General features: G+C 71.6%; 24 protein-coding genes. 12 read left to right on the top strand and 12 right to left on the bottom strand.

Annotated elements, in window-relative coordinates; genetic code table 11:
• Positions 1-79: 79 nt before the first annotated feature.
• Complete coding sequence (locus tag ACZ7OH_RS17635; protein ID WP_470281720.1) at positions 80-610, top strand: RNA polymerase sigma factor; 531 nt, start codon at positions 80-82, stop codon at positions 608-610.
• Positions 607-1,305, top strand: a complete 699-nt coding sequence (locus ACZ7OH_RS17640) for a hypothetical protein (RefSeq protein WP_470281721.1) — start codon at positions 607-609, stop codon at positions 1,303-1,305. The genes ACZ7OH_RS17635 and ACZ7OH_RS17640 overlap by 4 nt, the downstream gene beginning before the upstream one ends.
• Here the strand turns inward: ACZ7OH_RS17640 and ACZ7OH_RS17645 are convergent.
• A complete protein-coding gene (locus ACZ7OH_RS17645; protein WP_470281722.1) occupies positions 1,298-1,936 on the bottom strand; it encodes an HAD family hydrolase in 639 nt (212 codons plus the stop codon). The genes ACZ7OH_RS17640 and ACZ7OH_RS17645 overlap by 8 nt on opposite strands.
• 66 nt (positions 1,937-2,002) lie before the next feature.
• Here ACZ7OH_RS17645 and ACZ7OH_RS17650 point away from each other — a divergent pair, with 66 nt between their 5' ends.
• The 5 genes from ACZ7OH_RS17650 to ACZ7OH_RS17670 all read left to right on the top strand — a co-directional run bounded on the left by ACZ7OH_RS17650 (position 2,003) and on the right by ACZ7OH_RS17670 (position 8,310).
• Positions 2,003-2,461, top strand: a complete 459-nt coding sequence (locus ACZ7OH_RS17650; RefSeq protein ID WP_470281723.1) for a MarR family winged helix-turn-helix transcriptional regulator — start codon at positions 2,003-2,005, stop codon at positions 2,459-2,461.
• Positions 2,451-3,668, top strand: a complete 1,218-nt coding sequence (locus tag ACZ7OH_RS17655; protein WP_470281724.1) for an MFS transporter — start codon at positions 2,451-2,453, stop codon at positions 3,666-3,668. Before ACZ7OH_RS17650 ends, ACZ7OH_RS17655 begins: the two co-directional genes overlap by 11 nt.
• Positions 3,669-3,768: 100 nt before the next feature.
• Positions 3,769-5,832, top strand: a complete 2,064-nt coding sequence (locus tag ACZ7OH_RS17660; protein WP_470281725.1) for a PhoX family protein — start codon at positions 3,769-3,771, stop codon at positions 5,830-5,832.
• Between the two features lie 179 nt (positions 5,833-6,011).
• A complete protein-coding gene (locus ACZ7OH_RS17665; RefSeq protein ID WP_470281726.1) occupies positions 6,012-7,619 on the top strand; it encodes a DUF7850 domain-containing protein in 1,608 nt (535 codons plus the stop codon).
• A 13-nt stretch (positions 7,620-7,632) separates the two neighbouring features.
• Positions 7,633-8,310, top strand: a complete 678-nt coding sequence (locus ACZ7OH_RS17670) for an SDR family oxidoreductase (RefSeq protein ID WP_470281727.1) — start codon at positions 7,633-7,635, stop codon at positions 8,308-8,310.
• Here the strand turns inward: ACZ7OH_RS17670 and ACZ7OH_RS17675 are convergent.
• Genes ACZ7OH_RS17675 through ACZ7OH_RS17685 form a run of 3 tightly spaced genes read right to left on the bottom strand, consistent with a single transcriptional unit; the run spans position 8,307 to position 12,072 of the window.
• Positions 8,307-9,614 carry an amidohydrolase family protein gene (locus tag ACZ7OH_RS17675; RefSeq protein WP_470281728.1) on the bottom strand — a complete coding sequence of 436 codons (1,308 nt, stop codon included), beginning with the start codon at positions 9,612-9,614 and terminating at the stop codon, positions 8,307-8,309. The genes ACZ7OH_RS17670 and ACZ7OH_RS17675 overlap by 4 nt on opposite strands.
• 23 nt (positions 9,615-9,637) lie before the next feature.
• Entirely contained in the window at positions 9,638-10,288 is a 651-nt protein-coding gene (locus ACZ7OH_RS17680; protein ID WP_470281729.1) for a response regulator, read from the bottom strand.
• Positions 10,285-12,072: a sensor histidine kinase gene (locus ACZ7OH_RS17685; RefSeq protein WP_470281730.1), complete on the bottom strand. Its 1,788-nt coding sequence runs from the start codon at positions 12,070-12,072 to the stop codon at positions 10,285-10,287. Before ACZ7OH_RS17685 ends, ACZ7OH_RS17680 begins: the two co-directional genes overlap by 4 nt.
• A 173-nt stretch (positions 12,073-12,245) precedes the next feature.
• Here ACZ7OH_RS17685 and ACZ7OH_RS17690 point away from each other — a divergent pair, with 173 nt between their 5' ends.
• Both ACZ7OH_RS17690 and ACZ7OH_RS17695 read left to right on the top strand, forming a co-directional pair.
• Positions 12,246-12,947 carry an ABC transporter ATP-binding protein gene (locus ACZ7OH_RS17690; protein WP_470281731.1) on the top strand — a complete coding sequence of 234 codons (702 nt, stop codon included), beginning with the start codon at positions 12,246-12,248 and terminating at the stop codon, positions 12,945-12,947.
• On the top strand, positions 12,944-15,193 hold the full coding sequence (locus tag ACZ7OH_RS17695; protein ID WP_470281732.1) for an FtsX-like permease family protein: 2,250 nt from the start codon (positions 12,944-12,946) through the stop codon (positions 15,191-15,193). Before ACZ7OH_RS17690 ends, ACZ7OH_RS17695 begins: the two co-directional genes overlap by 4 nt.
• 40 nt (positions 15,194-15,233) lie before the next feature.
• Here ACZ7OH_RS17695 and trmB read toward each other — a convergent pair whose 3' ends face one another.
• From trmB to ACZ7OH_RS17725, 6 genes are all read right to left on the bottom strand, one after another.
• Positions 15,234-15,929, bottom strand: a complete 696-nt coding sequence (gene trmB / locus ACZ7OH_RS17700; protein WP_470281733.1) for a tRNA (guanosine(46)-N7)-methyltransferase TrmB — start codon at positions 15,927-15,929, stop codon at positions 15,234-15,236.
• A 9-nt stretch (positions 15,930-15,938) separates the two neighbouring features.
• Positions 15,939-16,490, bottom strand: coding sequence for a hypothetical protein (locus tag ACZ7OH_RS17705; RefSeq protein WP_470281865.1), 552 nt, complete (start codon positions 16,488-16,490; stop codon positions 15,939-15,941).
• A 174-nt stretch (positions 16,491-16,664) separates the two neighbouring features.
• Positions 16,665-17,420, bottom strand: coding sequence for a hypothetical protein (locus ACZ7OH_RS17710; RefSeq protein ID WP_470281734.1), 756 nt, complete (start codon positions 17,418-17,420; stop codon positions 16,665-16,667).
• Complete coding sequence (locus ACZ7OH_RS17715) at positions 17,417-18,325, bottom strand: ABC transporter ATP-binding protein (RefSeq protein ID WP_470281735.1); 909 nt, start codon at positions 18,323-18,325, stop codon at positions 17,417-17,419. The genes ACZ7OH_RS17710 and ACZ7OH_RS17715 overlap by 4 nt, the downstream gene beginning before the upstream one ends.
• Before the next feature lie 88 nt (positions 18,326-18,413).
• Positions 18,414-19,163, bottom strand: a complete 750-nt coding sequence (locus ACZ7OH_RS17720) for an ABC transporter permease (RefSeq protein WP_400897193.1) — start codon at positions 19,161-19,163, stop codon at positions 18,414-18,416.
• Between the two features lie 17 nt (positions 19,164-19,180).
• On the bottom strand, positions 19,181-20,119 hold the full coding sequence (locus ACZ7OH_RS17725; protein WP_470281736.1) for an ABC transporter ATP-binding protein: 939 nt from the start codon (positions 20,117-20,119) through the stop codon (positions 19,181-19,183).
• Between the two features lie 197 nt (positions 20,120-20,316).
• On the opposite strand from ACZ7OH_RS17725, the gene ACZ7OH_RS17730 reads away from it, so the two are divergent.
• Positions 20,317-20,904, top strand: a complete 588-nt coding sequence (locus ACZ7OH_RS17730) for a TetR/AcrR family transcriptional regulator (protein ID WP_470281737.1) — start codon at positions 20,317-20,319, stop codon at positions 20,902-20,904.
• A gap of 35 nt (positions 20,905-20,939) precedes the next feature.
• Positions 20,940-21,845 carry an SDR family NAD(P)-dependent oxidoreductase gene (locus ACZ7OH_RS17735; RefSeq protein WP_470281866.1) on the top strand — a complete coding sequence of 302 codons (906 nt, stop codon included), beginning with the start codon at positions 20,940-20,942 and terminating at the stop codon, positions 21,843-21,845.
• Here the strand turns inward: ACZ7OH_RS17735 and ACZ7OH_RS17740 are convergent.
• Together ACZ7OH_RS17740 and ACZ7OH_RS17745 are read right to left on the bottom strand one after the other, a co-directional pair.
• Positions 21,842-22,498, bottom strand: a complete 657-nt coding sequence (locus ACZ7OH_RS17740; protein WP_400897185.1) for a response regulator — start codon at positions 22,496-22,498, stop codon at positions 21,842-21,844. The genes ACZ7OH_RS17735 and ACZ7OH_RS17740 overlap by 4 nt on opposite strands.
• Positions 22,495-23,667: a sensor histidine kinase gene (locus ACZ7OH_RS17745; RefSeq protein WP_470281867.1), complete on the bottom strand. Its 1,173-nt coding sequence runs from the start codon at positions 23,665-23,667 to the stop codon at positions 22,495-22,497. Before ACZ7OH_RS17745 ends, ACZ7OH_RS17740 begins: the two co-directional genes overlap by 4 nt.
• 191 nt (positions 23,668-23,858) lie before the next feature.
• Between ACZ7OH_RS17745 and ACZ7OH_RS17750 the strand changes: the two genes are divergently transcribed.
• Positions 23,859-25,367: a dynamin family protein gene (locus ACZ7OH_RS17750; RefSeq protein ID WP_470281868.1), complete on the top strand. Its 1,509-nt coding sequence runs from the start codon at positions 23,859-23,861 to the stop codon at positions 25,365-25,367.
• The last annotated feature ends 6 nt before the right edge of the window (positions 25,368-25,373 follow it).

The following is a 25,373-nucleotide window of genomic DNA, read 5'->3' on the forward strand; positions in this document are numbered from 1 at the left end:
GAGAAGGCCGTCACCGCTGGTGGCGGCCTTCTTCGCGTGCTCCACTAAACCGGTGGGGCGGGGTGGGCGTTGGCGGGGCGTGAGTGCGAGCGTGGGCGAGAGCGCGCCGGGGGATCTGGGCGCGCCGACGTTCCACGACCTGTTCCGGGAGTACTTCGCCCAGATGACGCGGCTCGCCCACCTGCTCGGCGCGGACGACGCGGAGAACGTCGCCCAGGAGGCCTTCGTCAAGCTCCACCAGCGCTGGGACACCCTGTCCGACCACACGCGGGTGGCCGGCTACCTCCGCACGACCGTGGTGAACATGTCCCGGTCGCGCACGCGGCACCTGCGCGTCGTCCGGCGGACCCCGCAGGAGCGGCCGCCGGACGAGCTGTCGGCCGAGGTCCGGGCGGTGGCCAACTGGGAGCACGAGCGGTTGCGGACGGTGCTGGGGAAATTGTCCCGTCGCCAACGCGAGGTGCTGGTGCTTCGCTATTGGCTGGACCTCAGTACGGCGGGCATCGCGGAGACCCTGGGTATTTCCCCGGGAACGGTCAAGGCGACGACCCACCACGCGATGGAGAACCTGCGCAAGCACCTGGGGGAAGAGCCGGGAGGTGAGCGATGACCGACCTGGAACGCAAGCTGGCCGAAGCACTGCGCGGGCAGGCGGAGGAGGTCACGCCCAACCTCGACGCGGCGTGGGCGGAGCAGCAGAGGAGGCAGCACCAACCCCGGCGCCGCCGGTTGACGGTGGTGATCGCGCCGCTTGCGGCGGTCCTGGTGGTGCTGACGAGCGTGCTCCTGGCCACGCAGCTGAACACGGCTTCGACTCCGCCGGCGAACCCGGGGCAAGCGCTGAAGCTGGCGACGCCGGTGTACGAGCCCATGGCGGAGCTGCTCATGATGGGTACGCCGGTGGCCCTCACGGAGTTCGCCGGCCAGACCGACCGCTGGCGAGCCTGGGCTTTCACGACGATCCGGCGGGGCGAACCCGGCCTGCTGTTCTGCGTGGCCGCGATGCCCGCGGACTTGCCGTTCAGCAGCAGCAGCCCGCAGTTCGGCCCTTCGCCGCGGTGTGTTCCCTTCGTTTCGGCGGACGGGAAGGTCCTCTTGGCCGGGTACATCGGCGAAAACTTCGGGCCGCTGCCGCCGGACAAGGCGGTCTACCTGCTCGGCTCCACGACGGATCTCCTGCGGCTCTACGACGCGAAGGGCGACCTGAGCCAAGGCCGGTGGGTTGGCAGGCTGGGGAACACCTACCAAGTGTTCGTGGCCGATGTGGCCGCCGGTTCGCCGCCGGTGCGCTACGACGTCAGCTGAGCCCGAGCGCTCCCGGCAGATCGGTGATCTTCTCCACCACTGCCGCGGCCTGCTTCAACACCTCGGGATCCGGCGGGAAGTGCGGGTTCGGCACCGCATACACCGCCATCCCCGCGGCCAACGCCGACCGCAGCCCGTTCGTTGTGTCCTCGACAGCCGCGCAATCGCCCGGCGAAACCCCCAGCAGCTCGGCCGCCCGCCGGTACACGTCCGGCGCCGGCTTCCCGGCCCCCACCTGCTCCGACGACACCGCCGCCCCCACCGGCAACCCCGTCACGTCCAAGAAGCCCTTGATCAAGATCACCGGCGACGAACTCGCGATCGCCACCGGCCACCGCCCCGACACCTGCCGCACGACCTCGACCGCCCCGGGGATCAACGGCGGTTCAGCCGCATACCGCGCCGCCATCCGCTTGACCACCAAAGTGGCGATCTCCGGTGGCGACAGCCGCGCGCCCAGTTCCTCCACCAGGTAGCGGGCCCACTCCGGCGTGCTCATCCCCTGCTGCGCCCGCGTCGCCTCGGGACGCCACGTGCCGCCGTGCTCGGCCACCACTGCCCGGCGCACCTCGTCCCAGATGCGCTCCGAGTCCACCAGGACGCCGTCGAGGTCGAAGATCACCGCTTCCATCCCCCGAGCCTAGCCTGTGAGCCGACTTACTTAGCCACCCTTACTAATTTTTGTTAGCATAGCTAAGTGACTTCCCCGATCGCCGACCTCGCCCACCGGCTGCGGCCGCTGGTCTTCCGGCTGTACCACCAGGTGCGCCGGCAGACGCCGCAACTGTCGCTGACCCTCACGCAGGGCTCGGTGCTGAGCGAGCTGGTCAACGGCGGGCCGCGGCGGATGAGCGCGCTGGCCGAGTTCGAGCAGGTCAAGCTGCCGTCGATGACCGACGTCGTCAGCCGGCTCGAGCGCCTCGGCCTCGCCACCCGCACGCCGGACCCCGCCGACCGGCGGGCGGTGCTCGTGGACGTCACCGACGAGGGTCGCCGCTTCTACGCCGAGACGGTGGCCGCTCGGGAGGAGTTCCTCCGCGAGCGGCTCATCGCCATGGACGACACCGACCGCGCCGCGATCGAAGCCGCCCTCCCCGCCCTCGCCAAATTGCTCGTGAACACCAAGAAGGAGGAACTGATCAGCGATGAGCGCTGAACACCACTCGAGCCTGCTGGACGCCGTCAAGGGCCAGCCCAAGCAGGTGTGGATCACCGCGTTCGCCGCGGTCATCGCCTTCATGGGGATCGGGCTGGTCGACCCGATCCTGCTGTCCATCGCCAAGGGCCTGGACGCGACGCCGTCGCAGGTCACGCTGCTCTTCTCGTCCTACCTCGGCGTCCAGGTCATCGCGATGCTGGTCACCGGCGCGGCGAGCGCCAAGTTCGGCCCGAAGAAGACCGTCCTGGTCGGGCTGACGCTGATCGTCGCGGCCACCGCGCTGTGTTCGGCCGCCGGCTCGATCGAGCAGCTCGTCGGCCTGCGCGCGGTCTGGGGGCTCGGCAACGCGTTCTTCATCGCGACCGCGCTTTCGGTGATCGTCGGCGCCGCGACCGGCGGCCAGTCCGGCGCGATCCTGCTCTACGAGGCCGCCCTCGGGGTCGGCCTGTCGGTCGGCCCGCTGCTGGGCGCGCTGCTCGGCAGCATCTCGTGGCGCGGCCCGTTCCTCGGCACCGCGGTCCTGATGGCCGGCGCGCTCGTGCTGTGCGCGGTCTTCCTCAAGAGCGACAAGGGCGAGCAGCGCGCCCCGATCAAGCTGCTCGACCCGCTGCGCGCGCTGAAGCACCCCGGCCTGCTGCGCACGTCGGTCGCGTCGGCGCTGTACACGGCCGCGTTCTTCGCGGTGCTGGCCTGGTCGCCGTTCGTCCTCGGGTGGAGCGCCATCGCCGTCGGGCTGGTCTTCTGCGGCTGGGGCCTGTGCGTCGCCGTCGCCGGGGTCGCCCTCGCGCCGCGGCTCGCCGCCAGGCTCGGTGAGCGGCACGCCGCCGCGGCAGCCGTCTTCGGCTACGCCGTGCTGATGCTGGTGCTCGCCGTGCCGAGCAAGCCGGTCCTGGTCGCCGGGATCATCGTTTCGGGGCTCGTGTCCGGCCTGCTGAACACGCTGTTCACCGGCACCGCGATGTCGATCAGCGACGCGCCGCGCCCGGTCGCCAGCGCGGGCTACAACTTCTGCCGCTGGCTCGGGGGCGCCGTCGCCGCGACGCTCGTCGGGCACGTCGCCGAGTGGTTCGGCTCCCCGCAGGCGCCGTTCATCGCCTCGGCCGTGCTGTGCGTCGTCGCGGGCGCGCTGCTCTCGCTGCGGGAGCGCCAGGCCGACCCGCACGCGGTGCCGAAGGAAGCCGCGCTCGTCGGCGAGGAGTTCTGACCGGAAGGCCAGTACACCAGGTGTTCACCTGAATGTCTGGATTGGCTGGTTTTGGGAGCTTAGGTTCGGTTCGTTCCCGAACTCCCACTCTGGAGGCGTTGTGCTCGACCGCCTGCTCCCGCTGTTCCCCGCCCACCCTGGCGGCCGATCCCCGATCACCTGCGAGTACCGCTGCGGCAACGCGTGCGCCCACCCGGAGGCCAACGAATCCGGCAACGAGTACTTCGGCGACGTCGTCAAGGACATCTCGCGCCGCCGGGTGTTCAAGGCCGGTGCCGTGATGGCCGCCGCCGCGGGCGGGTTCGCCGCCCTGTCCGGCACGGCGGCGGCCTCGCCCGCCGGACCCGCTCCGAAGCCGCCGCGGCCCGTCCCCGGCACCGACTTCGAGCCGGTCCCGCCGAACAAGCTCGACCAGGTCAGCGTCCCCGCGGCCTACGACCAGCGCGTCGTCGTCCGCTGGGGCGACCCGGTCGTCGCCGGCGCCCCGAAGTTCGACTTCACCAAGCAGACGGCGGCCGCGCAGGCCAAGCAGTTCGGCTACAACAACGACTTCGTCGGCCTGATCCCGCAGGACCCGCTGGGGCTGAGCAACCTGCTCGTGGTCAACCACGAGTACACGACCGAGGTCCACATGTTCCCGGCCGACCAGTACGACCCGGCGAACCCGACCGAGGAGCAGGTCAAGATCGCCTGGGCGGCGCACGGCCTGTCGGTGCTGCTGACCCGCCGCGACCCGGTGCACGGCGGCCTCGCGGTCGTCCCGAGCCGCTACGGCCGCCGGATCACGCTCGACACGGTCTTCGAGGTCCGCGGCCCGGCCGCCGGCTCGAAGTACCTGAAGACGTCGGCCGACCCGACCGGGCGCAAGGTCCGCGGCACGCAGAACAACTGCTCCGGCGGCGTGACGCCGTGGGGCACGGTGCTCTCCGGCGAGGAGAACTTCGACCAGTACTTCGCCAACTCCGACAAGGTCACCGACCCGGTCGCCGCCGCGCGGCTCAAGCGCTATTCCGTCGGCGCCGGGACGAGCACCCGCAAGTGGGAGCGCTTCGACAAGCGCTGGGACGTCTCGCAGGAGTCGAACGAGCCGAACCGCTTCGGCTGGGTCGTCGAGATCGACCCGAACGACCCGAACTCGACGCCGGTCAAGCACACCGCGCTCGGCCGGTTCAAGCACGAGGCCGCGAACGTCAAGATCACCGCGGACGGCCAGGTCGCCGTCTACTCCGGGGACGACAGCCGGTTCGAGTACATCTACAAGTTCGTCTCGAAGGGCAAGTACAAGCCCGGCACCAGCGCGCACGCGCGGCGGCACAACTCGGCGCTGCTCGACGAGGGCACGCTGTACGTCGCCCGCTTCACCGGCGACAGCCCCGGCGAGATCGACGGCACCGGCAAGCTCCCGGCGGACCACGAGTTCGACGGCACCGGCGAGTGGATCCCGCTGGCCAGCGGCGATAAGTCCTTTGTGGACGGATTCACCGCCGAGGAGGTCTACGTCTTCACGCGCCAGGCCGCCGACAAGGTCGCCGCGACGAAGATGGACCGCCCGGAAGACATCGAGCCGAACCCGGTCAACGGCCGGATCTACGCGGCGCTGACCAACAACACCGACCGCGGCGCGGCGGGCAAGGCCGGCGTCGACGAGGTGAACCCGCGCAACGGCAACAAGAACGGTCACATCCTGGAGTGGGAGGAGAACCGCGGCGACGCGGCGTCGACGCGCTTCTCGTGGCGGCTGCTGCTCGTCTGCGGTGACCCGGCCGCGGCCGACACGTACTTCGGCGGCTTCGACAAGAGCCAGGTCAGCCCGATCTCGTGCCCGGACAACGTGGCCTTCGACCGGCACGGCAACCTGTGGATCGCCACCGACGGCAACGCCCTCGGCGCGAACGACGGCCTGTTCTCGGTGCCGGTCACCGGGCCGGAGCGCGGGCACGTCAAGCAGTTCCTCTCGGTGCCGGTCGGCGCGGAGACGTGCGGCCCGGTCGTGACGGACCACCTGGTGCTCGTCGCGGTCCAGCACCCGGGCGAAAACGCGGCGAGCTCGGCGAACCCGACGTCGCACTGGCCCGACGGCGGCACCGCGCAGCCGCGGCCGTCGATCGTCTCGGTGTGGAAGAAGGGCCGCTTCGGCCTGCCCGGCCGCATCGGCGAACGCTGACGCGCAGGGGCCCGCGCCGGCCGAGATTCACTGAACCTTATTCAGCCGTCGGCCGGCGCGAGCGGCGGCTTCATGCCGCCGCTCGCGATCCGTAGCGCCAGCCTAACCAGAATAAGGTTCACTCTTAAGTGGACGGTTCTCGCCCGGTGCGGGCCCCGGGGGCGCGCCATAGTCGAGGCATGGTCCGTTCGGCTCGCTTAGTGGCAGTGGCGGTGGTGGCGCTCTCGGGGACGGTCGTACCCGCGGCCGCCGCGGGCGCGCCGTCGGCGTGCGGTGGGATCGCGGCCAACCCGAGCGTCGAGGAGACCGCCCGCAACGGCGCCCCGGACGCCTACGTCTTCACGCCGGCCGCGCCCGTGCCGCCCGGTACCCCGTCCGCCAAGGTGCCGAGGCTGCTGACCGAGCAGGCGTTCGCCGTCGACGGGCAGCGGTCCGCGGTGATCCAGACGCCGGACGGCAAGGCCAGCACCGCGACTTCGACCGAGAAGTTCGTGCCCGGCGGCGTCTACACGCTGAGCGTGTCGACCGGCTCGTACGTGCCCGGCGCCGGACCGGCGACCGGCCTGCGCTTCTACGACGTGACCGGCGCCCAGGTCCAGGAGACCAAGCTGGTCGCCGACCACGACGCCGCCGATGGCCACCTGGCTAAGCAGGAGTTCCCGGCGGTGACGGCCCCGGCCAAGGCAGCGGCGGTGAAGTTCTTCGCGACGACGAGCGCCGAGCGGCTGCGCTGGGACTGCGTCGGCCTGCAGCTCGCGGCGTACTCCGTGAAGAAGGAAGTGCAGAACCCGGCGACCGGCGCGTGGGGCCCGTTCGCGACGGTCACCGCGGGCGAGACCGCGCACTACCGCGTCACGGTGGCGAACGAGGGCACGCAGGACCTGTCCGGGATCACCGTGCTGGACCCGTGGTGCACCGGGACGTTCGCGCCGTTCGCGCTCGCGGCGGGCGCGAACAAGGCGCTGACCTGCGACCACCCGAACCTGACGGTGGCCGACACCGGGCACGTCAACACGGCGAAGGTGACCGGCGTCCAGTACCCGGGCGGCACGCTGGGCGACAAGACGGCGTCGGCGACGATCACCGTCCTGCCGCCGCCGGCGATCGCCAAGATCGGCGACTTCGTCTGGGCGGACCGCAACCGCGACGGGATCCAGGACCCGGACGAGCCCGGCGTCGCGGGCGTGATGGTGACGTTGAAGGACGGCGCGGGCGGCACGATCGCCACCGCGACGACCGACGACAAGGGCAAGTACGGCTTCGAGAAGCTGAAGGACGGCACGTACCAGGTCTGCTTCGCGGTGCCCTCGGGCTACGCGGTGACCAGCAAGGACGCTGCACCCGACGACCGCGACTCGGACGCGGGGCCGGACGGCTGCGCTGCGCCGCGCACGGTCGGCGCCCCGTCGCACGAGGACTTCGCGGTGGACCTCGGCCTGGTCACGCCGACGAACCGCATCGGCGACTTCGCCTGGTCGGACACCAACGGCAACGGCCTGCAGGACGCGGGCGAGCCGGGCCTGGCCGGCGTGAAGGCGGTGCTGAAGAGCGGCGACAAGGAGATCGCGAGCGTGGTGACGGGCCCGGACGGCGCGTACGGCTTCGACGGTCTCGAGGACGGCAGCTACCAGGTGTGCTTCACAGCGGAGGGCAAGCACCCGACGGTGAAGGACGCCGGAGACGACACCAAGGACTCCGACGCGGATCCGGCGACGGGCTGCACGGACCCGCGTCAGCTGGGCAAGGACAAGCGCGACGACCGGACGGTCGACGTCGGCTTCGCGTAGCTACGGTGGGGGCATGACGGATCTTCCCCTCGCCCTCGTGACCGGCGCTTCCCGCGGCATCGGCAAGGCGGTCGCCCACCAGCTGGCCCCGACCCACCGCGTCCTCCTCGGCGGCCGGGACGCGGCCGCCCTCGAGGCGCTGGCGAAGGAGCTCCCCGGCGCGAAGCCGTGGCCCGTCGACCTGACCGACCCGGACTCGCTCGCCTCGGCGGTCGCGGACATCCGGTCGCTGGACGTCCTGGTCCACTCGGCCGGGGTCGCCCACCTCGGCCGTGTCGAGGAGGCGCCGGCTCAGGCGTGGCGCGACAACTTCGAGGTCAACACCCTGGCCGTGGTCGAGCTGACCCGCCTCCTGCTGCCGGCGTTGCGGACGGCCCGCGGCCACGTGGTGGTGATCAACTCCGGCGCGGGCCGCAACGCGCGTCCGGGCTGGTCGCCGTACGCGGCGAGCAAGTTCGCCGTCCGCGCCTTCGCCGACGCCCTGCGCGAGGAGGAGCCGGAGATCCGCGTGACGTCGGTCTACCCGGGCCGTACGGACACCGAGATGCAGCAGGAGATCTTCAAGGGCGAAGGCCGCGACTACGACACGTCGCACCTGCTGAAGGCGGACTCGGTGGCGACCGCGGTGGTGACGGCGGTGTCCGCCACCCCGGACGCCCACTTGACCGAGCTGATCCTGCGGCCGAACTAAGCGCGCAGCCGGGCGGCGGTCTCGGCCACTCCGGCCTGGACCTTCGCCCGGTCCACCTTCAGCGACTCGCCGTCGGCGACGACCTGCTCGCCCGCGACCCACACGTCCCGGACCCGCCGCGACCCCGCCGCCCACACCAGGTTCGACAGCAGCTGCACGTCCGGCACGTCGACGCCGCACGCGAACGCCGGGTCGTCGAGGTCGATGTGCACCAGGTCGGCCCAGCGGCCCGGCTCCAGCGCGCCGATGTCGTCCCGGCCCAGCGCCGCGGCCCCGCCGCGGGTCGCCAGCAGGAAGACGTCGGCCGCGGTCAGCACCGTCGAGTCGCCGGTCGCCAGGCGGGCGAACATCGCCGAGAGCTGGAGCTCTTCCCACAGGTCGATGTCGTCGTTCGACGCCGGGCCGTCCGTACCCAGACCCACCGCGACCCCGGCCGCGCGCAGGTCCGCGATCCGCGCGATGCCCGAAGCCAGCTTCGCGTTCGAACCCGGGCAGTGCGCCATGCCGACGCCGTGCGCCGCGAACAGCGCGATGTCGGAGTCCGACAGGTGAATCGCGTGCGCCGCCAGCACCCGGCCGTCGAGCATGCCCAGCTCACGAAGCAGCGCGGGCACCGAACCGTGCGAGGCGCGGACCGCCGTGTCTTCCGCGGCCGCCTCGGCGACGTGGATCTGCACCAGCGCACCGCGCGCGGCCGCCGACTCCGCCGTCGCGCGCAACCCCTCCGCAGAGAGCATGTACGCCGAGTGCGGGCCGTAGCCCAGCTCGATGCGGTCGCCGTGGCCGAAGCGCAGGCCGTCCGTGTCGATCCAGCGCTCGATCGCCGCCAGCTGGGCGCGCCAGTCGAGGCCCGGCAGCTCCATCACCGGCGGGGCGACCAGCACGCGGCCGCCCGTCGTGAGGACCGCGTCGACCAGCTGCTCGCCTTCGAAGTACATCTCGGCGCTGGTCGTGACGCCGTGGCGGAGCATCTCGACCGAGCCCAGCAGCATGCCGGTGCGGACGTCTTCGGGCCGCAGCTTCGCTTCGGCGGGCCAGATGATCTCGTTGAGCCAGGGCAGCAGCGGCAGGTCGCCGCCCATGCCGCGCAGCAGCGTCATCGGGCTGTGCGCGTGCGTGTTGACCAGGCCGGGAAGCAGGATGCCGGTCAGGGTGGTGACCGGCGCGGCGGACTCGGGGGCGGTGGCCGCCGGTCCGCAGTAGGAGATGCGCCCGTCGGCGTCCACATCGACGACCGCGTCACGCAGGAGCGAACAGGACGCGTCGGCGGGGAGAACGACAGGGGCGTGGAAACGGCGTTGCATCTCTGGATACTACGCACCCTCGATTACGAGACGACTCCACTCCGCCACGCCCACGCCGCGATCTCCACGCGGTTGCGCGCGCCGATCTTGCCCTGCACCGACGCCAGGTGCGTCTTCACCGTGGACAGCGAGAGGAACAGCTCCGCGCCGATCTCGGTGTTCGTCAGCCCGCGCGCCGCCGCCTTGACCACGTCCATCTCCCGCGCGGTCAGCGGCTCCGACGGCGGTGCCCCCTGCGAACGGGCCGAGCCGCCGTCGAAGTGCTTGAGCAGGCGGATGGTGATCTGCGGCGAGACCAGCGCGTCCCCGCGGTCGGCCGCGCGGACCGCTTCGATCAGCAGCGCCGGGCCCGCGTCCTTGAGCAAGAAGCCGTGGGCGCCGTTGCGCAGCGCCGTGTGCACGTACTCGTCGAGGTCGAACGTCGTGACCACGACCACCTTCAGCGGGTCGCTCACGTCGGGGCCGGCCAGCTGCCGGGTGACCTCGAGGCCGTCGAGACCCGGCATGCGGATGTCGAGCAGGCAGACGTCCGGGCGCAGCTCGCGGGCCTTCGACACCGCCGAGACGCCGTCCGCGACGTCGGCGACGACCTCGATGTCGTCCTGGGCGTCCAGGATCATGCGGAAGCCCATCCGCACCATCTCCTGGTCGTCGGCGATCAGTACCCGGATCACTCGTCCCCTTCCCCGGCGGCCAGCGGCAGCCACGCTTCGACCCGCCAGCCGCCGTCCGGGCCGCGCCCGGCCGACAGCCTTCCCTTGAGCAGCGCGACCCGTTCGCGCATGCCGACCAGACCGTATCCGCCCGACCCGCCGGCCGGCCGCCGCGCCGTCTCGTGGCCGTTGTCCGTCACCCGCAAGTGCAGCTCGGCGCCGCTCACTTCGGCCAGCACGAACGCGTCCGTCGCGTCCGAGGCGTGCTTGCCGACGTTCGTCAGCGACTCCTGCACCAGCCGCAGCGCCGAGCGGCCGACCTCGTGCGGCAGGTCCGGCGGCAGGTCGAGGTGCATCGACGTCGGCACGCCGTGGTTGGCGCTTTCGACCAGTTTCCGCAGGTCGGCGCCCAGATCGGTGGTGGCCTGCTCGCTGAACTCGCTCGCCCCGGCCGGCGCGTCGCCGCGCATCGAGCGGACCAGCCGCCGCATCGCCGCGAGGGCCTCGACGCCCGCGTTCTCGATCCGCTCCATCGCCTCGACCGCGACCTCCGGCTTCTGCGAGGCCATCATGCGCGCGGCCTGGGCCTGCACGACGATCCCGGTGACGTGGTGGGCGACGACGTCGTGCAGCTCGCGGGCCAGCGCCATCCGCTCGGCGGTCTGCGCGTCGGCCACCGCCGACTTGACGACCGTGGTGCGCTCGGAGTCCCGCGACCGCAGCATCAGGCCGGTGGCGATCGAGATGCCGAGCAGCAGCGCCGCGGCGAAGGCCAGGATCGACAGGACCTGGGGGTCGCTCTGCAGGCCCCGGGGCTGGTTCGAGTTGAGGATCGCGGCGAGGGCGACGACGGCGGACAGGAGGCCGATCCGCGGCCACGACTGGCTCAGGCCGCGGGCCCGAGTCAGGTTCACGATCACGCCCATCGCCGCGATGACCTGCACGAACGGCACCCCGCCCGGCATCGGGTAGTCGTAGCGCAGGTGCAGGAACGGCGTGACGACCGCGGACACCAGCAGGATCCCGCCGATGCCGAGCAGCGCGTCCGCGGGCCGCCGCGGCGACAGCACCGCGACGAGGGCCGCGGCGAGCGAGCAGAAGAGGATCGGGAACCCGCGGGCGTTGCTCGAGTACGTGTAGCCGAACTCGAACAGCAGCGCGAACCCGAGCAGCCCGATCAGCGGCCACTGCCCCATGGCCAGCTCGTTCACCCGCTGCAGCTTCCGCGTCCGCGGGTCGGCGTTCGGCCGGCGGTCCCGCAGCGTGATCGCGGGCACGACCGGTCCGACGAGCAGCAGCAGGCCGAACACCAGACCCTGCGTCGCCGTGCCGCTGTCGATGTCGTTGATGCCCCGGTACCGGCCGAAGAGCGCGACGAGGCCGCCGACGACCAGGAAGCTGACCACGCAGAACGCCACGCCCGCCCGCGCCCGCCGGGTGACGTAGTAGACCATCAGCACCCCGGCCACGACCTCGGTGATGGTGATCTTCGGCAGCACGCTGGAGTACGCCGGGAGGCGGAACGCGTAGATCCACAGCGTCGAGAACACCAGCACCGCGCCGCCGGCCACCCCGGCGACCGCCGCGCGCTTCTGCGCCCACACCGCGCAGGCGACCATCGCGAACATGCCGGGCAGCAGGCCGAAGTCGATGAACTTGGGCCCGTGATCGTCGAGCGCCGCCTGCGTCGTGAAGACGACGTCGAAGAGCAGCGCGGCGTACAGGACGGCCGAAGGCACGCCGATGCGCCGCACCAGGGCGGCGGCGCGGGCGTACAGCGTTTTCGGCGGGGGCGCGGCGGTCACAACGTGACGTTAGAGGATCGGGCCGCGTCCGCACCTTGGCCGAGTGGCCCGCGCTCCCTCGGCCGATCGGCCGATGCCGCACCGGGCCTGACTGGCCGTCTGCCCGAAGTGGACAACCCCCGATCTCCGCGAAGCTCGTCGGCGTCAAGATCCGAAGCGACAGGGAGAACGTGGTGGACCCGAACACTCCACAATCGACGGTTGGGCCGGTGCTTTCCGGCCGTGGGCTCGTGAAGCGCTACGGCGCGCAGTACGCCCTCGCCGGCATCGACATCGACATCCAGCCACGGGACGCCGTCGCGATCGTCGGGCCCTCGGGCTCGGGCAAGACGTCGCTGCTGCATGTCCTGGCCGGGATCCTCCGGGCCGACGACGGGCAGATCTTCCTGGCCGGGCAACGGATCGACCACCTCGGCGAGAAGAAGCGCAGCGAGCTGCGCCGCACCGAGTTCGGCTTCGTCTTCCAGTCGGGGATGCTGGTCGCGGAGCTGTCGGCCGAGGAGAACGTCGCGCTGCCGTCGCTGCTGGCCGGGCTCGGCCGCAAGGAGGCCATCGAAGCCGGCCGCCAGTGGCTTTCGCGCCTCGGCCTGGCCGGCAAGGAGAAACGCCGTCCCGGCGAGCTGTCCGGCGGCGAGGCCCAGCGCGTCGCGATCGCCCGCGCCCTGACCCACCGGCCGAAGGTGATCTTCGCCGACGAGCCGACCGGCGCCCTCGACACGCGCACCGGCCGCGACACGATGGACGCCCTGCTCGGCGCCGCCCACGAGACGGGCGCCGCGGTGATCGTGGTGACCCACGACCGCGAGCTGGCCGAGTCGATGCCGAAGACGGTCGCCATCCGCGACGGCCTGATCGCGACGAGGCTGGCGGCGTGAACTCGCTCCAGATCGCCCTGCGGGTGCTGAAGGTCGACCGGCGGACCCGGACGTCGGCGATCCTCACCGCGATCGGGGTGGCCGTCGCGACCGGGCTGGTGCTGCTGCTGGCGACGCTGCCGTTCGCCACGCAGAACCGCGAGCAACGGGCCCTCTGGCAGGGCGAACACTTCTTCAGCCGCGGCTCCGACGCCCCGGCCAAGATCCTCTTCAACTCGTCGAAGGACTACTTCGACGGGCAGCAGATCGTGCGCGTCGACGTGGCGCTCGCGCCCGGCGCCACCGCCGCCGAAGTCCCGCTGCCGGCCGGGGTGCCGCAGCTGCCGGGGCCGGGCGAGACCGTCGTGTCGCCCGCGCTCGGCCGGCTCCTGCAGGCCCACCCGGCCGACCAGCTCGGCGACCGGTTCGGCAAGCCCGTCGGCGCGCTCGACGAGAACGGTCTCCGCTTCCCGGAGCAGCTCGTCGCGCTCGTCGGGCACACGCCCGACCAGATGCCGGAGAACGCCAACCCGATCGCGGGCTTCCCCGGCGGGAAGGCGCGCCCGGATCCCCTGCTCATGCTGCTGTCCTGGGTCGGGATCATCGTGCTGCTGGTACCGAGCCTGGTGCTGGTCGCGTCCTCGGCGCGGCTGACCGCGGCCCGGCGGGAGCGGCGGCTGGCCGCGATCCGGCTGGCCGGGGCGACGCCGGGGCAGGTCACGAACATGGTGGCCGCCGAGACGACGTTGTCCGCGGGCATCGGCGCGCTGCTGGGCCTGCTGATCAGCCCGGCGCTGCACGGCCTCGCGTCGTTCGTGCCGTGGGCCGGGGGCACCTGGCTCGCGTCCGACTTCGCGCTGCCGGTCGGCCTGACCGTGTTCATCGCCCTGGCCATCCCGGTGCTCGTGGTGCTGGCCGGCGTCCTCGGCCTGCGCCGCGTGCTCAAGAACCCGCTGTTCGCGACGGGCGGCCACACGAAGAAGCCGCTGCGCTGGTGGCGTCTGCTGGCGCTGCCCGCGGCCGGGCTGTTCTTCCTCGTCGCGGTGACGACGGCGAAGGACTCCGGCGGCATCACGATGGTCATGGCGGGGCTGTTCCTGCTGGTCGGCTCGGCCGCGGTCGTCGGGCCGTGGGTGACGTCGGCGGTGGGCGGCACGTTCGTCCGGATCTGGCGGCGCCCGTCGGCGCTGCTCGCCGGCCGCCGCCTGCGGGACGACCCGAAGGGCGCCTACCGCGCTTCCGCCGGGATCGTGCTCGCGGTGTTCGCCGGGTCGATGGCGCTGACGCTGCTGCCGACGTTCGAGTCGATGGCCGGCGGCGGGCGGTCCTTCCAGGACTCCGTGCTCTACGTCGACACCGACGCACAGCACGCGGGCAAGGTCGTCGACCAGGCCAACGCGTCGCTGCGGAAGTACGGGCAGAACGAGAAGGCCGTCGCGGTCGGCGAGGTCTACCTGGTCCAGGGCGAGGGCCGGGAGCGCACCGGCAACCGGGCGCTGGTGATGACCTGCGCCGACGCCGTCGAGCTGACCCGGTACGGCCTCACGCCGGCCAACTGCGCCGGCGGTCCGGCCGTCTTCGGCGACACGCAGCTGGACCTGGCGAAGTACAAGATCGCCCCGGAGTGGGAGGCCCCCGCGGTCGCCGTGAACTCGGGTACGCGGGCGGAAGCCGTGCCGCCCCGGGACTCGGACCTGTCCAGCACGTCGATCATCGACCCGGCCGCGTTGCCGGCCGGCGTCACGCCGAAGTACGTCACCGTCGTCGCGCCGACGACCGACGCGAACCGCGAGATCGTCCGGACGGCGCTGGCCGCGCCGGCCGCCGGCGAGGAGGTCGGCAGCCGCGACCAGTACCTGGTCAACCAGCAGACCGAGCTCGGCGACCTGCGCCGCGTCACGGTGATCGGGCTGATCGCCGCCGGGGTGCTCGCCGGCTGCAGCGCCGCGGTCGCGACCGCGGGCTCGGTGATGGACCGCCGTCGGACGTTCGGGGCGTTGATGGCGGCCGGCACCCCGGTGCGGGTGCTGGCGAGGGCGCTGCGGATGGAGGCCGCGCTGCCCGCGCTGGTCGCCACCATCGGCGCGGGAATCGTCGGGGTGCTGGTCGGTGTTGGGCTCTACAGCATGGTCGACGCACGCGGAATCGTGCTCAGCCCGTGGCTGCTGGCGCCGGTCGTGCTCGGGGTCGGGGTGGCCCTGCTCGGCGCGTCGGTCTGCACACCCGCCCTCAAGCGGGTCCAGGCCGAGCCGCTGGCCGAGGAATAGGGAAGGAAGTTCGCCCCTCTGTCGGGGGAGGGGCGAACTCCTACCGCTTCTCGAAGATCAAGTCGTGCGAGACGCGGCCTTCGACGTCGGCGCGCTGCTCGAACTTGGTCACCGGCCGCCACTCCGGCCGCGGCGCCCAGCCGTCGTACCGGTTGCGCAGCGCAGGCTCGGCGGAGCAGACCTCGAGCATCTGCTCGGCGTAGTTCTCCCAGTCGGTCGCCATGTGGAAGGTCCCGCCGGGTGCGAGCCGCGACGCCACGAGCGCGGCGAACGACGGCGACACGATCCGCCGCTTGTGGTGCTTCTTCTTCGGCCACGGGTCCGGGAAGAACAGCCGGACGCCGTGCAGCGTGTCCGGCTCGACGTGCTCGGTGAGCAGCACGACGGCGTCGCCGTGCAGCAGCCGCAGGTTCTCGACGCCCAGCTTTTCCGCGCGCAGCATCAGCTGGCCGAGGCCCGGGTCGTAGACCTCGGCCGCGACGTAGTTCAGCTCCGGCGCCGCGGCGGCCAGCTGCGAAGTCGTCTCGCCCATGCCGGAACCGATCTCCAGCATGACCGGGGCTTCGCGGCCGAACCACTCGGTGAAGTCCAGCGTTCCGGCGGGCAGCTCACCGACCGTGCGGCCGAGCTTCGGCCACAGTTCGTCCCACGCGCGTTGCTGCCCGACGGTCATCCGGCCACCGCGCTTGACGTAGCTGACCACGCTGCGCAGCCGGGGCTGGTCCTCGTTTTCCACGGACCGAGGTTAACGAACGGCTTCGAGCTCTCCGAGACGAGACCGCAGCCCCGCGAGTCCGGCGATGGCGATCGGGTCCGGCGTCGCCCCCGTGTGCGCGGGGAGCACGTCGATCCAGCCCGGGTGCCGGTCGGTGTTCATCACCGTCGTGGGAATCGCGTGCCCCGATTTCCCGCGTTCGGACGGCATGAACTCCCAGTAGCCGGATTCACCGTCCGCCGCCCACGGGACGAATTCCCAGCCCGGCCGCCGGCCGAGGAGCTGCGCGATGCGGTCTTCGACGCGGAACCCCTGTTCCCGCGAGTCCAGCTTGCCGTCCGCGATCGCGCGGAGCCACCACGGTGCCGGGATCGGCCCGACCATCCCGGCCGAGGCGCGGAACAGGGCCAGGACGGTGTCTTCGGGCGCGCGGTGCACCCACGCCCGGCGGAGTTCGGCCGGCGTGGCCGCCGTCATGGCAGCCTGCGGCAGCTCGATCGCCCGCGACCATTCGAGGTCCAGCATCGGTTCGAGCCGGGGAGCATCGTCTTCGACGCGGGCTCGGGGAATCGTGTTGCCCAATTCTTGACCGGTGTTCACCGTCAAGGATCACCTCCAGGGGAGCGCAGACGGTTCCGGTGCTCACTTACGAATATTGCCTGGTCATAGCAGTATGTCCGGTGCCTGTGAGAGAAGCCACAGCGTCTTCATCTTTTGTTAACACGAATTTTTGAGGTATTGAGAGCGCCGTCACGCTCAGGCGTCGCGGCGTGCCGTGGTGATCACGCCGGCCACGAACAGGGCAACGCAGATCGCCGCGAAGTAGCCGAGGTAGCCCCACGGGCCGAGCGGGGCGGGCGGCAGCTGCAGCGCCCCGGCGCCGAGTCCGCCGGCACCGACGAACTGGTCGGCCGCGTGGAACGGCATCCACTGGTAGATGTGCTTGCCGGCGCCCGGGATCAAGATCACCACGCCTTCGAGCACCTGCGTCCACACGAGCACCACCGTCAACGCGAAGGCGACACTGCGCAGCAGCAGGGCGACACCGACGCCGGCCACCGCGGCGAGCAGGAAGACCAGGCTCTGCCCGAGCACCGAACGCCACTCCGCGCCCGAGCGCAGCGCGAGGTCGGCGTCCGGGTTCACCAGCGTCGCCAGGCCCCACGAGCCGAAGCCGACGAGCAGCCCGAGCCCGGCCCCGACCGCGCCGACGACCACGACCTTGGCCAGCAGCGCGGGCACCCGGCTCGGCACGGCCTGGAACGTCAGCCGGATCGTGCCCCAGTTGAACTCCGACGCCGTCGCGAGGATCGCGAGGACGACCAGCACGGTCCGGCCGTTGCCGCTCGCGAGCTGGGTGTTGCCGACGGTCGGCGGGATCTCCGGGCCGGCCAGCGCGAAGAACAGCGCGGTGAAGCCGAGCGGCGCGGCGAACGCGAGCGCCAGGCACCACCACGGCGCCCGGGTGCTGAAGAGCTTGATGCGCTCGGCGCGGAGCAGGTTCGTGATCATCGGGCGACCTCCGCCGCGGGGAATTCGACGGCCTCACGGGTGAGGTCGAGGTAAGCCTGCTCCAGGGAGCCGGTGATCGGGCACAGCTCGTGCAGCGTCGCTCCCGCGTCGAAGGCGAGCTGCCCGATCCGGTCACTGTCCAAACCGGACACGACGAACGCGCCGCCGGCCTCGGTGAACTCGGCTTGCCCGGTCAGCGCGGTCCGCAGCTGGTCGGCGTGCGGGGTGCGCACGCGGACGCCGTGCTGGCTCGTCTGCGCGACGAAGTCGTCCATGGTGCCCTGGTAGATCAGCCGGCCCCGGCCGATCACGACCAGGTCCTGGGCGGTCTGCGCCATCTCGGGCAGCAGGTGGCTGGAGACGAAGACGGTCCGGCCGTCGGCGGCCAGCGCGTGCAGCAGCTGGCGGATCCAGGCCATGCCCTCGGGGTCGAGGCCGTTGACCGGCTCGTCGAAGAGCAGCACGCGCGGGTCGCCGAGCAGCGTGCAGGCGATCCCGAGCCGCTGCAGCATGCCGAGGGAGTACTGCCCGGCGCGGCGGTCGGCGGCGCTCGTCAGCCCGACCAGGTCCAGCACCTCGTCGACGCGCTTCTCGGGCAGGCCGTTGGTCGCGGCCAGCCAGCGCAGGTGGTCGCGCCCGCTGCGGCCGGGGTGGCGCCAGGTGGCGTCCAGCATCGCGCCGACCGTCCGGAGTGGATCTTTCAGCTGCCGGTACGGGACGCCGTCGACGAGGACCGTGCCCGCGTCGGGCGTGTCGAGGCCGAGGACCAGCCGCATGGTCGTGGACTTGCCGGCGCCGTTCGGGCCGAGGAAGCCGGTGACGCGCCCCGACCGCGCGGTGAACGTCAGCTCGTTGACCGCGGTGGTGGCGCCGTACCGCTTGGTCAGTGCGTTCGCTTCGATCACTCGAGGAGCCTATCGGGAACGGGAATCCGGGTCGCCCCCCGACAGCGCGACCCGGATTCCCGTTTTCCCCTTTTTCCCCTGTTTCCCCTCAGGCGTCCCGCTTCTTCGCAACCCCGAGTGCGACGAGCAGGAACACGATCGCGATGCCGGCGAAGTACGCCAGCGCCCACCCCGGGCTGAGCGGCGAGTCCGACGGCGCGGGGCCGTCGACGACCGCCGAGCCGCGCAGGAACTTGTTCGCCACGTTGAACGGCAGCCACTCGTGGATGGTGTGCCCGATCTTCGGGATCAGCTGCACCAGCTCCTCTACGGCCAAGTAGTAGATGAGCAGCAGTGCGATGGCACCGGCGCTGTGCCGGATGAGGATCCCGAGCGCGACCGCGAGCACGGCGCTGAGGGCGAACACCGGGCCGAGGCCCGCGACGTTCAGCCAGTCCTGCGACGTGTGCAGGCCCAGGCCGTCGTGCGGCCGCATGAGCATGCCGAGGCCCAGCGCCCCGAACGCGGCGATCTCCCCGATCACCAGCGCCACGAGCGCGACGACGACCGCCTTGGCGACCAGCGCCGGCGAGCGGTGCGGCACGGCCTGGAACGTCGTGCGGATGGTGTTGAACCGGTATTCGGTGGTCACCGCGAGCGCGGCGAGCACCATGACGACGGCGATGCCGAACTGCGAGCCGCCGAACTGGGTGGCGGACAGCGTGAGCTGCGCGTCGGACGGCGTCGCGCCGGCGATGATGGCGGCGAAGCCGATGGTCAGGGCCAGGGTGATGAGCGCGCACCACCACGGCGATCGGGTGGAGAACAGCTTGATGCGTTCTACCGCGAGCAGGTTCATGATCTTGGTTTCCCCGTTTACTTGGCGGACTCGAGCACGTGCTGCGCCTCGGCGTCGAGACCGGTGTGGTACTCGACGGAGTCGCCGGTGATCTGCATGAAGGCCTGCTCGAGCGAGCCGGTCTGCGGGCTCAGCTCGTGCAGCACGATCCGGTTCGCGGCCGCGATTTCGCCGATCTTGTCGCTGTCCATCCCGGACACCACGAGCGCGTTGCCCTCTTCGGCGACCCCGGCGCTGGCGCGCTGCAACGCGTCGCGCAGCTCGGCCAGCTGCGGCGAGCGCACCTTGACGGTGTTTTCCGCGGCGCGGGAGACGAACTCCTCGGTCGAGGACTGCGAGATCAGCTGCCCGCGGCCGATCACCACGAGGTTGCTGGCGGTCAGCGCCATCTCCGAAAGCAGGTGGCTCGACACGAACACTGTGCGGCCTTCCTCGGCCAAGCGGTGCATGAACTTCCGGATCCAGAGGATGCCCTCCGGGTCCAGGCCGTTCACCGGCTCGTCGAACAGCAGTACTTCCGGGTCGCCCAGCAGGGCGGCCGCGATGCCGAGCCGCTGCGACATGCCGAGCGAGAACCCGCCGGCGCGCTTGCCCGCGACGTTGGTGAGGCCGACGGTGTCGAGCACCTCGTCGACGCGGGCCGCCGGGATGCGGTTGGACTTCGCCATCCACAGCAGGTGGGCGCGCGCCGAGCGGTTGGGGTGCACCCACTTCGCGTCGAGCAGCGCGCCGACCGTGCGCAGCGGTTCCTTGAGCTGGTGGTACTTCTTGCCCCCGATGGTGACCTGACCACCCGTGGGGTTGTCCAGGCCCAGGATCATGCGCATGGTGGTGGACTTGCCCGCCCCGTTCGGGCCGAGGAAGCCGGTGACCTGACCCGCGGCCACGGAGAACGACAGGTTGTTCACCGCCAGTGTCTTTCCGTACCGCTTGGTGAGGCCGGTTGCCTCGATCATGACTGCTCCTCTTCCGCCCCTCGCTTACGACGCGTTCATCGTCGCGGGTCGGAGCCGGTTCGCGCGTCACCCTGGAGACCGAACCGGGCCCCCTACCTGAGTAGTACCTTGCTGGCTCTTCGGCCGATGCGCGATCCGTGATGACCCTGAGGCGACCCTGATTCGACGGCATTAATGAACTGTGGTTCAATAATGCCGTGGCCCGGCCGAGGAGCATCACCGACGAGCGGCTGCTGGGTGCGGCGGAGACCGTGATCGGCAGGTGTGGCCCCGGTTTCACGCTCGCGCAGGTGGCCGCGGAAGCGACCGTCTCGGTCGGCACGGTCGCGCAGCGGTTCGGTTCGAAGAGCGGCCTGCTGCAGGAGATGAGCCGGCGGGCTACGCGGCGGGCGGTCGAGCACATGCGGGCGTGCGCCGAGGAGGCGGACGACCCGGTCGAGGGCCTGCGCGCCGCGGCGGTGTCGGTCTACGCGGTGCTGGGTGACGCCGAAGAAGCGGCGAACCACCTGGGCCAGCTCGGCGTGGACATCGGCGACCCGGTGCTGCGGTCGCTGCTGGGCGAGCACTTCACGGCGGTCGAAGAGGAGCTGCGGCGGCTCGTGCGTGCCGCGGCTTCGTCGCTGCCGCACGCGCCGAGCGTGCCGCGGGCCGCGCGGGCGGTGCTCGGGGTCATCAACGGGGTGTCGATCGACTGGTCGATCCGGCCGCACGGGCGGCTGGCCGACCGGCTGGCGGAGGACGTCGACGCGGTGCTGACCGCGTGGCGGGGACGGGAGGAAACATGAGTGAGCTTGCGAACGAATCGAATTCAACACTGAGCTTGCAGGGCAAGGTAGCCGTGGTCACCGGGGCGACCCGGGGGTGCGGACGCGCGATCGCGGTGGAGCTGGGCCGCGCGGGCGCGACGGTGTACGTCACCGGCCGCACGACGCGCGAAACGGCGTCACCGCTGAAGCGTCCGGAGACGATCGAAGAGACCGGTGAGCTGGTGGAGGCGGCCGGCGGCAAGGCCGTGGTCGTCCGCTGCGACTTCACGTCAGTGTCCGATGTGGACGCGCTGAAGGCACGCATCGAGTCCGAAGTGGACGGAATCGACATCCTGGTCGACGACGTCTGGGGCGGCGACATGTACTTCCACTTCGACGCGCCGTTCTGGGAGACGCCGCTCGAAGACGCGCTCAACCTGACGCACAACGCGCTCGACACCCACCTCATCGCGCTGCACAAGCTGCTGCCGCTGGTGGTCGCGCGGCGCGGCCTGGTGCTGGAGGTGACCGACGGCGACAACGACGACTACGTCGGCGCGGGTCTCCCCTACTACCTGGCCAAGTGCGGCATCCGCGCGCTCGGCCGGGCACTGGGCGTGGAGCTGAAGAAGAACGACTGCGTCGGCCTCTCGGTGACGCCGGGCTTCCTGCGGTCGGAGTCGATGCTGGACCACTTCGAGGTCACCGAGGACAACTGGCGCGATGCGGTCGGCAAGCTCGCTCCCGACGACTTCAAGATCTCCGAGACGCCGTACCTGCTCGCGCGCGGTGTCGCGGCCCTGGCGCAGGACCCGGAAGTTGCGCGCTTCGCGGGTCAGACGCTGGCGTCGTGGACGCTGATGAAGGAGTACGGCTACACGGACATCGACGGCGACCGCCCGGACTTCGGCCGCTGGCTCACCGAGGTCCGCAACACGGGCAAGGACCCGGCGACCACCCCGCCGGACGACTACCGCTAGGCCAAGCCGGGGCGCGCGAGACCGGTTTCGTAGGCCAGAACCACGGCCTGCACCCGGTCCCGCAGCTCCAGCTTCGCCAGGATCCGCCCGACGTGCGTCTTCACCGTTGCCTCCGAGAGGAACAGCGCCTCCGCGATCTCCAGGTTCGACATGCCCTTGGCGATCAGCACGAGCACCTCGCGCTCGCGGTCGGTCAGCACGTCCAGCTCCGCGGTGTCGCGCATCGGCGCGCCGCCGGAGCCGACGAAGCGGTCGAGCAGCCGGCGGGTCACCGACGGCGACACCACCGCGTCGCCCGAGGCGACCGCCCGCAACGCCGACACGAGGTGGCCGGGCTGGGTGTCCTTGAGCAGGAACCCGCTCGCGCCACCCTGCAGCGCCGCGTAGACGTACTCGTCGAGGTCGAACGTCGTCATCACGAGCACGCGCGCGGTACCGGCCGCGACGATCCGCTTGGTCGCCTCGACACCGTCGAGCACCGGCATCCGGACGTCCATCAGCACGACGTCGGGACGCAGCTCCTCGGCCATTTTGATCGCCTGCGCGCCGTCGCCCGCCTCGCCGACGACGTCGATGTCGGCCTGCGCGCCCAGCACCATCCGGAACCCGACGCGCATCAGTTCCTGGTCGTCGACGACCACCACCCGGATCACTTGTCCAACCTAACCGGCAGGGCCGCGCGGACCTGCCACCCACCGCCCGGAGCGGGGCCCACGTCGAGCGTTCCGCCGTACACGTGCGCGCGTTCGCGCATGCCGATCAAGCCGTTCCCGCCGGGCAGCCGCTGGGAAGCGCCGGCCGCGGCCAGCTGTGGGACGCGCCCGGCGCCGTCGTCGGACACCAGCACCTCCACCAGGTCGCCGGTCCGGTGCACCCGCACCGACGCGGTCGCGCCGCGGCCGGCGTGCTTGAGCGTGTTGGTCAGCGACTCCTGCACGATCCGGTAGACCCCGAGCGAGACCCCGGCCGGCAGGTCGCCGAGCTCGTCGGTCTCCAGCTCGACCGGCACGCCGGCGGTGCGCATCCGGTCGGCCAGCTCGGCGAGGGCGTGCGCGTCCGGCTGCGGCACGCGGGGTTCGCCCTCGGCGTCGTCGCTGCGGAGCACGTCGAGCAGGCGCCGCAGCTCGCCGAGCGCGCCGCGGCCGGTCTCGGAAATCGTTTGCAGGGCCCGCTGGGCGAGCTCGGGGTTGCTCTCGATCGCGTAGGATGCGCCGTCAGCCTGCACCACCATCACGCTCACCGCGTGCGCGACGACGTCGTGCAGCTCGCGCGCGATCCGGCCGCGCTCCTCCGCCACCGCGATCCGGGTGGCCTGGTCCCGTTCGGTCTCGAGCAGGTGCAACCTGGCCTCCACTTCCACGTCGTAGGCGCGCCGGGCGCCGACGAACTCGCCGAGCGTCCAGCACAGGGCGATGCCGAACGCGAGGAACACGATCGCGAGGACGAGCTCGTCGCCCGGCGGGGTCAGCGCCAGCTGCACGGCCGACGAGACGATGACCGCGCCGACGAAGATCAAGCCCTGCCGGCGCCCGGCGTAGACGACGACCGAGTAGATGCTCATCGCCAGCCCGGCGGCGCTGGCGATGCCGAGCATCAGCGTCGCGTGCACGATGCTGACGACCAGCACGACGTAGGCCGACCACAGCGGCGACTTCCGGCGGAACACCAGCGGCGCGACCATCGCCAGGTTGATCGGCACGGCGACGTACCAGGGCGGCAGCTCCGGCAGCTCGGCGAACTGGTCGGCGACGAACAGCAGCATGTCGATCAAGCCGAGCAGGACGGCGAGCACCGTGTCGCCCGCCATGGGGTGGGCACGCATCCAGAGGCTCAGCCGTCGCACCACACAACACTAGGTCGCGGGCCGGGGGAAGCGCGTCGGTCGCCGGTACCACCTTCGGTGCGACCTCGGGATGAGCCCCATGGCACGATTCACGGGGTTGTCCGTACGACCGGGGAGGGCTGGGGGCCGTGACGTCACCGGAGCAGGGCCGGCTCGCGGGTCCGCTGTCGATGTCGGTGGCCAACCTGTGCCACCGCCTGCAGTCCCAGGTCTCCGCGCGCACCGCGGCCGGCTTCGCCGAAGTGCTGCGCCGGCTCGGCGCGCCGCTGCAGGTGGCCGTCGCCGGGCGGATCAAGTCGGGCAAGTCGACGCTGGTCAACGCGCTGATCGGGCGCCGAGTGGCGCCGACGGACATCGGCGAGTGCACGCGGCTGGTGACCCGGTTCCAGTACGGCACGGTCGACCGCGTCGAGATCGTCTTCACCGACGGCCGCAAGCAGGTGCTCCCCTTCGCCGCCGACGGCATGATCCCGGCCGAGCTGGGCGTCGACATCGAGCAGGTGTCGCACATCGAGGCGTACCTGACCAACGCCGTCCTGCAGGGCATGACGGTGATCGACACCCCTGGCCTCGGCTCCCTCGACGCCGCTTCGGTGTCGCGGACCGAGCAGCTGCTGGGCGCCGCGAAGCACGCCGAGGACGACGAAGGCTCCGACGAGCTGGACGACACCTCGCGCAACGCCGTCGCCGGCGCCGAAGCCGTGCTCTACGTCGTGACCCAGGGCGTCCGAGCCGACGACCAGCAGGCCCTCGCCGCGTTCACCGCGGCCACCGCGAGCCGCGAGGCGGGCCCGGTCAACGCCATCGCCGTGCTGAACAAGGCCGACACCATCGCGCCGGAGTCGGTCGAGGGCTCCGGCGGCGACGTCTGGAAGGCCGCGACGATCCTGTCGGAGAAGCAGGCGTCGACGCTGAAGCCGCGGGTGGCCGACGTGCTGCCGGTGATCGGGCTGATCGCCGAGTCCGCCGAGTCCGGCGGGTTCACCTCCGCCGACGCCGAGGCGCTGCGCCGGCTCGCCGACCTCGACGACGACGTCCTGCAGACCATGCTGATCTCGGCCGACATCTTCACCACCTGGGAGTGCGACGTCCCGTCGGGCACCCGGCTGCGGCTGCTGGAGAAGCTCGACCTGTTCGGCGTCTCCCACGCGGTCGAGGCCATCCGCAAGGAACCGGAGATCACGGCGGGCGCGCTGCGGCGCTCGCTGCTCGACGCGTCCGGCCTGGAAGCGGTGCGGCAGCGGCTGTCGATCGTGTTCGCCGCCCGCGCCGACGGCATCAAGGCGGCCGCGGCGCTCGCGTCGGTCACCGCGCTCGCGCACGCCTCCGGCGACCCGGCCGAACGCCAGCGCGTCCACGACGCCATCGAGGTGCTGCTCGCGAAGCCCGAGGCCCACCAGCTGCGGCTGCTCGAAGCGCTGACGCTGGTCGCCTCCGGCGCGGTCGACATGCCGGAGGACCTGTCCGAGGAGGTCCTGCGCGTCGGCAGCAACGCCGACATCGGCGCCCAGCTCGGCAAGCCCGGCGCGCCCCGGCCGGAGCTCGCCGCGCACGCCCTCGAACGCGCGGGGTGGTGGCGCTCCTTCGCGTCCTTCGGCGCGACGCCGGCGCAGAGCCGCGTCGCGCACGTCGTGCACCGGGCGTACTTTCTGATCTGGCAACAAGTCCGCGAAGCTTGAGTTTGT

The organism is Amycolatopsis sp. NPDC114478, assembly GCF_055633805.1.

Coding starts and splice junctions, on each gene's coding strand:
- ACZ7OH_RS17640 (WP_470281721.1), top strand. CDS start 607: ATGACCGACCTGGAACGCAAGCTGGCCGAAGCACTGCGCGGGCAGGCG.
- ACZ7OH_RS17645 (WP_470281722.1), bottom strand. CDS start 1,936: ATGGAAGCGGTGATCTTCGACCTCGACGGCGTCCTGGTGGACTCGGAG.
- ACZ7OH_RS17655 (WP_470281724.1), top strand. CDS start 2,451: ATGAGCGCTGAACACCACTCGAGCCTGCTGGACGCCGTCAAGGGCCAG.
- ACZ7OH_RS17665 (WP_470281726.1), top strand. CDS start 6,012: ATGGTCCGTTCGGCTCGCTTAGTGGCAGTGGCGGTGGTGGCGCTCTCG.
- ACZ7OH_RS17670 (WP_470281727.1), top strand. CDS start 7,633: ATGACGGATCTTCCCCTCGCCCTCGTGACCGGCGCTTCCCGCGGCATC.
- ACZ7OH_RS17675 (WP_470281728.1), bottom strand. CDS start 9,614: ATGCAACGCCGTTTCCACGCCCCTGTCGTTCTCCCCGCCGACGCGTCC.
- ACZ7OH_RS17710 (WP_470281734.1), bottom strand. CDS start 17,420: ATGATCACGAACCTGCTCCGCGCCGAGCGCATCAAGCTCTTCAGCACC.
- ACZ7OH_RS17720 (WP_400897193.1), bottom strand. CDS start 19,163: ATGAACCTGCTCGCGGTAGAACGCATCAAGCTGTTCTCCACCCGATCG.
- ACZ7OH_RS17725 (WP_470281736.1), bottom strand. CDS start 20,119: ATGATCGAGGCAACCGGCCTCACCAAGCGGTACGGAAAGACACTGGCG.
- ACZ7OH_RS17745 (WP_470281867.1), bottom strand. CDS start 23,667: ATGCGTGCCCACCCCATGGCGGGCGACACGGTGCTCGCCGTCCTGCTC.
- ACZ7OH_RS17750 (WP_470281868.1), top strand. CDS start 23,859: ATGTCGGTGGCCAACCTGTGCCACCGCCTGCAGTCCCAGGTCTCCGCG.